Annotated in this window: 7 protein-coding genes, 1 tRNA gene and 1 pseudogene; 3 read left to right on the top strand and 6 right to left on the bottom strand. The window is 67.9% G+C overall.

Annotated features, from left to right (window positions below; translation table 11 throughout):
• Positions 1 to 184 precede the first annotated feature (184 nt).
• Complete coding sequence (locus C3Y15_RS17130; protein WP_069246105.1) at positions 185 to 895, bottom strand: SGNH/GDSL hydrolase family protein; 711 nt, start codon at positions 893 to 895, stop codon at positions 185 to 187.
• Positions 896 to 1,203: 308 nt separating this feature from the next.
• Here C3Y15_RS17130 and C3Y15_RS17125 point away from each other — a divergent pair, with 308 nt between their 5' ends.
• On the top strand, positions 1,204 to 3,291 hold the full coding sequence (locus C3Y15_RS17125; protein ID WP_011882856.1) for a UvrD-helicase domain-containing protein: 2,088 nt from the start codon (positions 1,204 to 1,206) through the stop codon (positions 3,289 to 3,291).
• A gap of 114 nt (positions 3,292 to 3,405) precedes the next feature.
• Here C3Y15_RS17125 and C3Y15_RS17120 read toward each other — a convergent pair whose 3' ends face one another.
• Complete coding sequence (locus tag C3Y15_RS17120) at positions 3,406 to 4,305, bottom strand: c-type cytochrome (protein WP_059474555.1); 900 nt, start codon at positions 4,303 to 4,305, stop codon at positions 3,406 to 3,408.
• Positions 4,306 to 4,563: 258 nt separating this feature from the next.
• Between C3Y15_RS17120 and C3Y15_RS17115 the strand changes: the two genes are divergently transcribed.
• Positions 4,564 to 4,639, top strand: a tRNA-Arg gene (locus C3Y15_RS17115).
• 413 nt (positions 4,640 to 5,052) lie between these two features.
• On the opposite strand, the gene C3Y15_RS17110 is transcribed toward C3Y15_RS17115, so the two are convergent.
• Entirely contained in the window at positions 5,053 to 5,478 is a 426-nt protein-coding gene (locus tag C3Y15_RS17110) for an RICIN domain-containing protein (protein ID WP_041493721.1), read from the bottom strand.
• Positions 5,479 to 5,760: 282 nt separating this feature from the next.
• Here C3Y15_RS17110 and C3Y15_RS17105 point away from each other — a divergent pair.
• Positions 5,761 to 6,521 (top strand): annotated as a pseudogene (locus C3Y15_RS17105) (TIGR04222 domain-containing membrane protein); the annotation flags it as partial.
• Positions 6,522 to 6,591: 70 nt separating this feature from the next.
• Here C3Y15_RS17105 and C3Y15_RS17100 read toward each other — a convergent pair.
• From C3Y15_RS17100 to C3Y15_RS17090, 3 genes are read right to left on the bottom strand one after another with little or no spacing between them, the layout of a single operon-like run.
• The gene (locus C3Y15_RS17100; protein WP_069246106.1) at positions 6,592 to 9,960 is read right to left on the bottom strand and encodes a glycosyltransferase; all 3,369 of its coding nucleotides are present in this window, start codon (positions 9,958 to 9,960) and stop codon (positions 6,592 to 6,594) included.
• 2 nt (positions 9,961 to 9,962) lie between these two features.
• Positions 9,963 to 11,120: a dTDP-4-amino-4,6-dideoxygalactose transaminase gene (gene rffA, locus C3Y15_RS17095; protein WP_014722212.1), complete on the bottom strand. Its 1,158-nt coding sequence runs from the start codon at positions 11,118 to 11,120 to the stop codon at positions 9,963 to 9,965.
• A 58-nt stretch (positions 11,121 to 11,178) separates the two neighbouring features.
• Positions 11,179 to 11,826, bottom strand: coding sequence for a class I SAM-dependent methyltransferase (locus C3Y15_RS17090; protein ID WP_014722213.1), 648 nt, complete (start codon positions 11,824 to 11,826; stop codon positions 11,179 to 11,181).
• Positions 11,827 to 11,834: the final 8 nt, after the last annotated feature.

Below are 11,834 nucleotides of genomic sequence, written 5' to 3'. Positions count from 1 at the left end.
AGACGGCAGACGGCAGACGGCAGACGGCAGACGGCAGACGGCAGACGGCAGACGGCAGACGGCAAGCGGCAAGCGGCAAGCGGCAAGCGGCAACCGCGTCGGCGCGGCAGGCATTCGCCGTGCCTTTGTGGGCGGCACTGTTGCGGATGCGGTGCCGCAACCGGCCGCCCGCTATCGCGCGCCGTCACGCAGCAGCTCGCTGCCGCGCCACCGCGTCGGCGACCTGTGCGGCCCAAGCCTCGCAGGCCGCCGCGCCCGGATGGAAGCCGTCGGCGGCCATCTGGTCGCGCTCGAACGACAGCGCGACGCGCAGGAACGTGCAGTTCGGCCGCGGCGCCGCCCATTCGGCCAGCGCCGCGTTGAGCCGTTTCGCGCGCCGCCCCAGATACCACGCGAGCGGCTGAGGCAGTGCGGGGAAGCGCTCCATCGGCGGCACGGCCGACAGGATCACGTGCGCGACCTCAAAGCGCGTGGCGAGCAGTTGCACGAGCTCGGCCTGCTGCGCGCGCCAGCGGGCCGGCGGCACGCCGCCCGTCACGTCGTTGACGCCGAGCGACGTCACCGCGACGTCGAACCGCCCGGCCGGCTCGGTCGCGAGCCAGTCGACCAGCTCGCGCGTGGTCAGCCCCGTGCGTGCGAGCAGTTTCCAGTGGACCCGATGCGTGGCGGCGAGCCGCCGCGCCAGTTGCTCGGACAGCGCGTCGCACTGCGACGCGACGCCGACGCCCGCCGCAGCCGAATCGCCGACCACCAGCACGCGCAGCGGCGGGCCGTCGCCGGTCACGCCGTCGCGTGGGCCGGCTGCCTCGGGCAGCCGCGGCGTGACGCGGCGTACGTGACGGCCTTGCAGGAACAGCAGCGGGCCGAGGGCGGCGGTAGCGAGCGGGTATCCCATGGAGTCGATCCGGTCAAGTGGCGGGGCGGGGCGGACGGCCCGGCGCGGGGCCGAGCAGCGCGCCCGACGTGCAGCCATTGTGGCCGATCGGGCCGGCGAAATGGCGACGAGAGGGCCGGATTAGCCGTTCGGCCGACCCGCGAAAACGAGCGTCCCGCCCGCTCTGCCCCATGCGGTGGGCCTCCCGGAAAGCGGGCCGCCGACGTGTTAACATGCGCGTCCTGCCCGCGCGTGAGCCTGCATTCCAGCCGTCGCGCGCGCGGCATCCTCCCGGCGTTCCGCCGTCAACCGCAACATCATCCGCCATCATGTCCGCAGGCCTCAACCCCGCTCAGAATGAAGCGGTGCGCTACCTCGACGGTCCCTGCCTCGTGCTCGCCGGCGCGGGCAGCGGCAAGACCCGCGTGATCACGCAGAAGATCGCGCACCTGATCGAAGCGAAAGGCTTCGAGCCGCGCCACATCGCGGCCGTCACCTTCACGAACAAGGCGGCCGCCGAGATGCGCGAGCGCGTGTCGAAGCTGCTGGAGGGCAAGACGCTCACCACGCCCGGCAAGGAAGGCCGCAAGGTGCCCGTCAATCAGCTCACCGTGTGTACGTTCCACTCGCTCGGCGTGCAGATCCTGCGTCAGGAAGCCGAGCACGTGGGCCTGAAGCCGCAGTTCTCGATCATGGATTCGGACGACTGTTTCGGCATGATCCAGGAGCAGATCGGCACCACCGACAAGGGGCTGATCCGCAAGATCCAGAGCACCATCTCGCTGTGGAAGAACGGCCTGATCATGCCCGAGGAGGCGATGACCATCGCGGCCAACGAGGACGAACACCAGGCCGCGCTCGTCTACCGCAACTACGTCGCGACGCTGCACGCGTACCAGGCCGTCGATTTCGACGACCTGATCCGCCTGCCGGCCGAGCTGTTCGCGAACAACGAGCAGGTGCGCGACCGCTGGCAGAACAAGCTGCGCTACCTGCTGATCGACGAATACCAGGACACCAACGCGTGCCAGTACGAGCTGCTGAAGCTGCTGGCCGGCCCGCGCGCCGCGTTCACGGCGGTCGGCGACGACGATCAGGCGATCTACGGCTGGCGCGGCGCGACGCTCGAGAACCTCGCGCAGCTCGGCAAGGATTTCCCGAAGCTGCACGTGATCAAGCTCGAGCAGAACTACCGGTCGACGGTGCGGATCCTGACCGCCGCGAACAACGTGATCGCGAACAACCCGAAGCTGTTCGAGAAGAAGCTGTGGTCCGAGCACGGGATGGGCGATTCGATCACCGTCACGCCGTGCAACGACGAGGAGCACGAGGCCGAATCGGTCGTGTTCCGGCTGTCCGCGCACAAGTTCGAGCGGCGCGCGCAGTTTCGCGACTACGCGATCCTGTATCGCGGCAACTTCCAGGCGCGGATCTTCGAGCAGGTGCTGCGGCGCGAGCGGATTCCGTACGTGCTGTCGGGCGGCCAGTCGTTCTTCGACAAGGCGGAGATCAAGGACCTGTGCGCGTATCTGCGGCTGATCGCGAACGCCGACGACGATCCCGCGTTCATCCGCGCGGTCACGACGCCGCGCCGCGGGATCGGCAATACGACGCTCGAGGCGCTCGGCTCGTTTGCCGGGCAGGCGAAGGTGTCGCTGTTCGAGGCCGTGTACATGGGCGGCATCGAGGCGCGGCTGTCGGCGCGGCAGGTCGAGCCGCTGCGGATGTTTTGCGACTTCATCCAGCGCCTGACCGAGCGTGCGGACAAGGAGCCGGCGAGCGTCGTGCTCGACGACATGATGGACGCCATTCACTACGAGGCGTACCTGTACGACGCGTTCGACGAGCGGCAGGCGCAGTCGAAATGGCAGAACGTGCTCGAATTCCTCGAATGGCTGAAGCGCAAGGGCACCAAGCCGGAGACCGAAGCCGTGGACGGCGAGGCCGAGGGCTTCCACAACGCGGACGGGCTGGCGGACACCGGCAAGAATCTGCTCGGGCTGATTCAGACGGTCGCGCTGATGTCGATGCTCGAAGGCAAGGACGAGGACCCGGACGCGGTGCGTCTGTCGACGGTGCATGCGTCGAAGGGGCTCGAGTATCCGCACGTGTTCCTGGTCGGCGTCGAGGAAGGGATCATGCCGCACCGCGGCGGCAGCGACGACGACGGCCCGGTCGACAGCGAACGGATCGAGGAGGAGCGCCGGCTGATGTACGTCGCGATCACGCGCGCGCAGCGCAGCCTGCATCTGAACTGGTGCAAGAAGCGCAAGCGGGCGCGGGAGACGGTGGTGTGCGAGCCGTCGCGCTTCATCCCCGAGATGGGGCTCGACGAAGCGCCGCCGCCGACGCCGGAGGAAGCGCCGATGACGCCGAAGGACCGGCTCGCGAGTTTGAAGGCGTTGTTGCAGAAGTAATTCCGCGAATCGTTGCGCCGTTCCGAGGCGACGCTCGATCTGCCAGCCCGGTAAAAAGAAACCCCCGCGATGCGCGTGCATCGCGGGGGTTTTTTCCGTTGGCCGGCGAGCGCGTTACTTCGCCGCGTTGACCATGTAGTCGACGGCCGCCTTCACGTCGGCGTCGGACGCGTTCGAGCCACCCTTCGGCGGCATCGCCCCCTTGCCGTGCAGCGCGAAGTTGTAGACGGTGTCCATCGAGTCCTTCAGGCGCGGCGCCCAGTCCTCCTTGCTGCCGAATTTCGGTGCGCCGAGCACGCCCGCTGCGTGACAGGCCTGGCATACCTGCGTGTACAGCGCCTTGCCGGCCGACGCGGCGTCGGCGCTGGTCGGCGCGGCCGCGGGCTTGTCGCCGGCCTTCGGAATCGCGGCGATCGCGGCCATTGCCGCGGCGGCCTGTGCGTTCGATGCGTCGGCGCCCGATGCGCCTGCTGCACCCGATGCGCCGCCCGCGGCCGGTGTGGCGTTGGCGGCCGGCGCGGCGGGTTCGGCGAAGTTCGCTCCTGCGTTGTTGGTCATGTAGACGATCGCGCGGGCGATTTCATAATCGCTGACGTCGTCGGGGTTCGTACCGCCGCGCGGTGGCATTGCGCCCTTGCCCGACAGCGCGGTCTTCAGCAGCGTGTCGTAGCCCTGCGCGATGCGCGGCGCCCAGTCGTCCTTGTTGCCGAACTTCGGCGCGCCGGCCGCGCCGGTGCCGTGACAGGTCACGCACACGGCTTTGTAGACTTCCTCGCCTGTCTTGTAGGTGCGAGGCGCGTTGGCGTCCTTCACCTCGACCTGCGCGATCGGCGCGATGCGTGCGGCGACCTGCTGGTCGGAGAGCGCGTCGGTGCCCGCGCCCGAACGGAACGCGTGGTTGGCATAGCTGGCGAACAGGACGATCAGGGCGATCGGAATGGCGAATGACGCGATGACAACGGCAATCAGCTGCCCGGGAGTTTTGACGGGAGATTCGTGGGGTGCTTCGCTCATGCTTGCCTCGTCTCCGTGATTAGGAATTGTGCGCGGTGCAACGGCAAAATGGCAGTCCAATGAAGCACGGACGATTATAGACGGAACGTTTACATCACGGCGAGCGGCGCGGCGGCGCGTGTTTACCCGCACGGGAAGCCGGCCGGACGGGGATTCGGGCGCGAGGTGGACGCGTCATGGGAAACCGGGTATCCTTGCCGTCTTGCCAACGGTGGCGACTGGTTTATCGGGGTCGTTTCACCGTCGTCACTGTCATATGCGCCCGTAGCTCAATGGATAGAGTACTGCCCTCCGAAGGCAGGGGTTGCTGGTTCGATCCCAGCCGGGCGCGCCAAGCCTCTCAAGGCTCTCAGCGGTTTCTTCCCTTCGTCGTGCAGACCCGTTGCAGCTAAGTTGCAGCTAGCATCGGCACCAGCTCGGCCGTTTGCAGCGCGACATCCAGTCGTCGGGAGACCGCCAGACTCCACGCCCACACGGCGGGCATCGTGATCGGCTTCGAACACGTGTCTTCGCGAAGCAGGCTCTCAACGTGCCGGTTCAGGTCAGCCAATCATCCATGCAACGACGATGCCCCGCGCGCGGCGCAGAGCACGTGTATTCGCTTGTGGCGGGACAGATCACGACGAAAAAGCCCGCGAACTCCTGGTCCGCGGGCTTCAGTATCAACGGCGTGATCAGACTCGAGCGGCGCTCGAGCGACGAAGGTCTGGAAGGCTCGCTACGAGCCTGTCGACCTCGATCGGCGTCTTATTCGAACGCGTTGAGGTTGCGCAGCGGGATGAGATTCCACTGTTGAGCCGGCGAGCCGTTGTACGGGTAGAGCCACGTCGGCGTCCCGTCGGCAATTCTGCGGTCCTTGACGTCGAGGCACAGGGGCGGATTGACATCGACCATGAGGTAGCCGGGATGCAGGAAGAAATCGAAATGTATCGCATCCTGACGAAGGGCGAGCTTCGCATAGGATTCGGCGGCGATCGGCGTTGCACCGATCGCAATCCCGCCGCCACTCGAATTGAGCGAAATGACGCCGCTGTCGAAGTCGACATCCCAAAAGGCATATCGCGGCGCGAGCCCTTTCTTGTTCTTGATTACGACCGACGAGCCCAGCATTTGGTCCTGGACGGCGAGCACGAAGTTGGTATCTTGACCATATTCAATGATATAAACACCCATTTTTGCCCTCTTCTAATCATTTTGTTAACGGCTATCCCCGTAGTTTTTTTGGGGGTAGTGTGGCCGAAATTGAATCGGGTCGGCAGAAGAATATTAGGCGGTGGTTGCAAAATTCCTATCTGTCAGATTTGACGGGGTTATTTTGGTTTGCAGTCCGAGTGATTTTTTCGCTCGGCGTTTTATTTCGTATGGTCGCGCCGAATTAATTGGTTCTGGTGCAATTTAATGCTTATGTATTTTTGAAATAATTTCGTGTTTCGTTTGATTTGTTGTATCTGGATCCTCGCGCAGGCAGCCGGCCATCCGGTCACGCCGGCGCGCGCGGTCGACGCCGCATGGCACCTGCACCTGCAATACACGCGCGAATACCGGGACGTGTTCTGCGCCGGCGTGCTGCGCGCGCCGCTGCACCACGTGCCGGGCGCGGGCGCGCCCGACGAGGCCGCGCAGTACGCGCGGCACTGCCGGCAGACGCTCGACAGCTACCGCAAGCTGTGGCTGCGAGCCGCCCGAAGCGATCTGGCCGTGCCGCGTGGCTGAGCCGGTCGTGCCCGCCGACGCCCCGGTGCAGTGCGCAGAACTGCGCGACGGCCCGTCGAGCGAGCCCGCCGCGCGCGCGATCCCGCTGCTCGTGTTCTGCGCGGGCGCGGCGAGGCTCGCGGTCGGCCTGACCCGCGGCCAGCCCATGCTGCCGCTGATGATTTTCATGACGGCGTTCATGGTCGCGTACCACTTCATGGTCGGACGCCTGCCCGGCTTCGGGCGCGGCGGCGCTTGACGCGCACCGCGGCGAACGCCGGGGCGACCGTGCGACGCCGGACGGGCTCTTGTGGACGGCCGCGCCGTTCGGCGCCGGCGCGCTCGCCGGCACCGTGTGGGCCGCGCATTCGGAAGTGCTGATGGCGCCGCCGCCCGTCGCCGTGAAAACCGGCGGGTCGAGCGGTTCGTCCGACTCGGGCGCCGGAGACAGCAGTAGTTCGAGTTCGTGCAGTTCGTCGAGCTCATGCAGCTCGAGCAGTTGCGGCGGCTGTTCGAGCAACTGAATATAGGGCGCGCTGCCGGGATAGCGCGCCGGGCCGCCAGCGTTAGGCAAGCGGCTCGGCGCGCGCCGAACTACGCGATCGCGGCATCGGCGGGCGTTCGTGCCTGCGCGGCACGCCCGTCGCCCGCTTCGACGATCAGCGTCCAGTCGAACGCCGGCAGTGCGCAGAGCTGCTCGACGGTGGCCGTGTACTCGTGCGCGGGCGCGTGCAGGTAGCGCAGCTTGTCGGTCCATTCGGGCAGCGGTGCCTGCGACGTGGTCAGCACGACCGCCAGCAGATCCTGTTCCGGCCGCCTTGCGATTTCCTGCAGACTCAGCCGAACCTTGTCGAGATCGCCCTCGGCGTCCAGGATCAGCGCGCCGAGGATCGGCGCATCCGTCCGGCCGGGCTGGTTGCCGACAGCGCCTTTGTCGATGCACTGCTGATACACATGGCGATAGCGCGGCAGCACCTGCTGCAGCGCGTGATGCTTGCGGACCTTCGCCTGCGCCGTGCGCGCGAGCCCGCGGCGCAGCGCCGGGTTCGCGATCAGCCGGTCGAGCGCGTCGACCCAGGCCTGCGGCGCATCCGGGACCAGCAGGCCGTCGCAGCCGTCGTGCAGCGCGAAGCGATAGGCTGGCCGGTCGCTGACGATCGAGGCGATGCCGGCCGCCGCGTATTCCTGCCACTGGATCGTGCTCGTGCCGGCGTTGTAGTCGTGGTCGGCGAGCGGCAGCAGTGCGATGTCCCAGCGCCGTTCCGGCAGGCGTCGTGCGTGCGCGTCGTAGTCGTGAAGCTCTGGCTCCCACCCGGCGGCCGGGTGGCCGGCCCAGCCCGGCGGGACGTCCGCGCCGACGAAACTCACCCTGACCTTGCCGGGATGGCGCGCGCAGATCGCCTGCAGCGCCGCGTCGACGAGCGCGAAGTTGTCGGCGCGCAGCGACGCACCGGCGATGCCGATCGTCACGCAATCGTCGCCGCGCGCCGTCACGGGGCGGTAGAACCGGTCGAAGTCCACGCTGTCGGGCAGCACGTGAACGCGCGGGTGCAACAGCCGGTAGCGGCTGGCGATGAACGGCGTGGATACGATCACGGCGTCCGCGTTGCGCAGCAGGAGCTCGATCCCCGCGCGGGCCATCTCGCCTTGCGCGGCGAGCGGATGCGAGGCCGGCAACTCGGTCAGCAGGTCGTCGGTCTCGTAGATCACCGGCTTCTCATGCTTGAAGATCGTGTACAGGTCGTTGCCGGTCAGTATGCCGGGCGTCAGCCGGTGCAGCAGGATGGCGTCGGCCGTTGCTAGCGCGCTGCTGTCGATCTGGCCGTCCCGGATGCCCGGGACGAGTTCCCATTCGTCGCTCAGCAGACCGAACGGCAGCGTGAGGCGAATTCGCGACGACGCGCATGCGTCCGGATCGATCGAATACACGATCAGGCGCTTGCGGCGCGGTGCGGCGTCCGCGGTCGCGGCGACCGGCGCCAGCGTCCGGTTCTCCGCCAGCAGTCGCGCGTACAGCGCACCGTGGCGCGAGGCGTTGCGGCCGATGTCGTGCTGCGCGCGGATCTCATCCTGCGCGGCCGCGGCGAGTTGCGCGCGGGTTTGCGGATGCTCGATCAGGTGCGCGATCGCGTCGACCCACGCGTCGGCGGTGTCGGCGACGAGCCAGCCCGTGCGGCCGTGGACGACCGAGCAGCCTTCCGCCGGCGTGGCGACGAGCACCGTGGCCGCGCCGACCGCCGAGCATTCGAGCCATGCGCGCGGCGGCGCATCGCCGCGCAACGTGACCGGCGCCGCGACCAGCGCGATGTCGAGGTCCGCGCGCTTCAGCGCGTCGGCGTAGCTGTCGTAAGCGGCAGGCTCTGCGATCAGCGTGACGTCCGGTTCGCGGTCCCAGCCGGCCGGCAGCGCCGCGCCGACGAACGACACCCGGAGCTTCCCCGGAAACCGGCGGCGGAGCTCGGCCAGCGCGAGGCGGACCTGCTCGAGACGCGCGCCGTCGAGACCGGTGCCGGAAACCGCGAGGTTCACGTGGTCGCGCACGCCGGGCGCCGCGCGGTGCAGACGCTCGAGATCGACGCCGGTCGGCAGCACGTGGACCGATGCGTTGACATGACGGTACTGCCGCACCAGCGCTTCCGACGGCACGACGAGCGCATGCGCGCGCTGCACGGCGCTGCGGATGCCCGCCTTGCGGCGCGCGTTGTCGGCCGCGCCGGGGATGTCGGCGAGCAGCGTGTCGAGCGGCACGTCGATCTCGAGGACGACCGGCTTGCCGAGCGAGAACAGGTGTTCCAGCGTGGCGGGGGACAGCAGGCCGGGCGTGTCGCCCTGCAGCACGATCAGGTCCGCGCGCTGCAGCGCGTCGGGATCGATGCCGGCTGGCGTGACGGGGAAAGTCAGCGCCCATTCGCGGTCCAGCCGCGCGAACGGCTGCGCAAAGCGCAGGCTGGTGCGCGCGTGGTCGGCCGGCTCGGCGGTGACGACCGCGATGCACGAGCGCGGCGTGGATGCCGACTGCCCTTGGGCGGCCGCGCCCGCTGCGACGGCCTGCGCATCCAGCGTGTCCGCGTGGGCCTGGGTCCGTTCGACGAAGTTCTGCAACTGCTGCCAGAAGGTCTCCTCTTCCTTCAGGTAGACGCTGCGCGCTTCATGAACGGTGGCCTTCGCGTGAGCGATCTCATGTTCGTCGAGCCCCCACGCGATGCCCTTGCCGTCCATCACCCACCGGGTCGGCTCCGACAGCGACGCGTCATTCATGATGCACACGACCGGGCAGCCGCACAGCAGCGCCTCGAACACCGCGGTCGACCATTCGTACATGTACACGCACTCGACCTGTCGGAACAGCGCTGCGAGTTCGTGCGCCGAACGTTCCGGCACGCGGGTCGAGATTTCGATCGACTCGGCGGTCACCGGATGCAGCGTGCCGCCGCGCCGCAGGTGGCGATTGATGAAGACGGCCGTGCCGTTGCGGCGGGCGTCGTCGACACCGTCGCTGTTGAAGATGCGCGTGTCGACCAGCGGCATGCGCAGCAGGTCCGCCTTCCATCCGTCGGGCACCAGCGACGGCCCGAACGTGAAGATGAGGTCGTCCGGCTGCAGGGCGATCGGTTCACCGTTGATGCGGCCGGGCTCGGCCAGCAGGTAGCGCACGACGCAGCGCGCGTTGAACGGATTGCCGGTGACGACGTCCGGGTAGACGACGATCGGACTGCGATTCGCGCGGGCGTGCGTCTGCACGATGTCGTTGGTCAGCGGCGGCGTGCGCAGGTCGGGATGCACGACCTGCGTGCAGACGTACGCTTCTTGGCCGAGCAGGTTCAGCACGTGGCACAGGTAGTGCATTGCGCGGATCCCGCCGGAGGTTTGCCGGTAATTCGGCGCGAGTATGTAGTACGGGTGGCCGAGTCGCGTAAAGATGCGCGAGCCGCTGTGCGCCAAGCCAGGTTTGTGAGTCGTCATCGTTATCGGGTGCGGTAGAAATCGAAGACCACGTCGAGAATGCGATCCTGTTCGGCTTCGGTCATGTCGTGGTACAGCGGCAGCCGGACGAGCCGGTCGGCGACGAGGTCCGTCACCGCCATGCCGGACCCGCAGCGCCCGTAGCGCTGGCCGGCCGGCGAACTGTGCAGCGGCACGTAGTGGAACACCGCGTTCACGCCCACCGTGCGGATCTGCTCCAGCAGCTCGGTGCGTTCGGCGAGGTCGCGTGCGAGGAAATAGAACATGTGGCCGTTGCCGCGCTCGGCGAGCGAAATCGCGGGCAGCTCGATCAGCCCGTCCGCATGCAGCGGCTGCAGCGCGTCCTGGTAGCGCTGCACGGTCGCGCGCCGCTGCGCGGTGATCACGTCCGCGTGCTCGAACTGCGCGTACAGGAACGCCGCGATCAGCTCGCCCGGCAGGAACGACGAGCCGACGTCGACCCATGTGTACTTGTCCACCTGCCCGCGGAAGAACTGACTGCGGTTGGTGCCCTTCTCGCGGATGATCTCCGCGCGCTCGACGAGGCGCGGGTCGTTGACCAGCAGCGCGCCGCCTTCGCCCGAGATCACGTTCTTGGTCTCGTGGAAGCTGAGGCACGCGAGGTGGCCGAGGCTGCCGAGCGGCTTGCCGTTCCAGGTCGACTGCAGCGCCTGAGCGGCGTCCTCGATCACCCACAGGTCGTGGTCCGCCGCGAGCTGCCCGATCACGTCCATGTCGCATGCGACGCCCGCGTAGTGCACCGGCACGATCGCGCGCGTGCGCTTGGTGATCGCGGCGGCGATCTGCGTCTCGTCAAGGTTCAGCGTGTCGCGGCGGATGTCGACGAACACCGGCGTCGCGCCGCGCAGCACGAACGCATTGGCGGTCGACACGAACGTGTAGGACGGCATGATCACTTCGTCGCCGGGCTGCACGTCGGCGAGGATCGCGGCCATCTCGAGCGCGGCCGTGCACGAGTGCGTGAGCAGCGCGCGCTGACAGCCGATGCGCGCCTCCAGCCAGCGGTGGCAGAGCTTCGTGAACGCCTGGTCGCCAGCGAGGCCGCCCTGCTCGACCGCTTTCGCGATGTAGTAGAGCTCCTTGCCGACCACGAACGGGCGGCCGAACGGAATGCTGTCGAGATTGGGTGGGCCGAACATGGTCAGGCTCCGCGGTAAGTTGGGGAGGTTCGGCCGCGCGGCGCGCGCGCGGCGCCGCTCAGATGTCCTTGCGGACGAGAATCGTGAATTCGTACAGGCCGTAGTCGTGCAGCAGCGCGACGTGGCGCGAATAGCGGCGCTTGCAGCGATCGAACAGCGCACACGGATCTGCGTAGTACAGGAGGTCCGGGCGCATGAACGGCGGATCGGAATACGACGTCAGGCAGTTGAACGCGAAGCCCAAGCGGCTCGTCGCGTGCAGCGTGTCGAGCGTCGCGTGGATGTAGTCGAGCCACGCGTCGTCGCCGTGACCGCGCCTGACGTTGAAGATGCCGGATGCGATCCCGTAGTCCGACGCAGCCTGCGGCACCGCGCCGACATGAAACGCGACGTTCGCGTCGTCGCGGTAGCGCTGCCGCGCGGCGTCGACCATGTCGGACGAGATGTCGTAGCCCGCATACGCGAAGCCGTCCGGCAGCGCGCGCGCCTTCAGGAAATCGACCAGCGCGCCGTAGCCGCAACCGATGTCGTTCACCGAGTGGCCGCCGGACGCGGGCAGGATCTTCGTCAGTTGTTCGAAGCGCAGGAACTGGCCGGCTTCGCCGTTCCAGTCGACGCCGCGCGCGGTCGCGCCGTGCTCCGCCAGCCGCGCGCTGTAGTACGCGGCCACTTCTTCCAGCAGGCTCGCATGCGGGGATTCGCTCATGGACATCG

It is taken from the genome of Burkholderia sp. B10, assembly GCF_004368385.1.
In the GTDB taxonomy this organism is placed as follows: Bacteria; Pseudomonadota; Gammaproteobacteria; order Burkholderiales; family Burkholderiaceae; genus Burkholderia; species Burkholderia vietnamiensis.
Note: the sequence above shows the minus strand (reverse complement) of the source record. Positions and strands in the feature narration are given on the sequence as shown.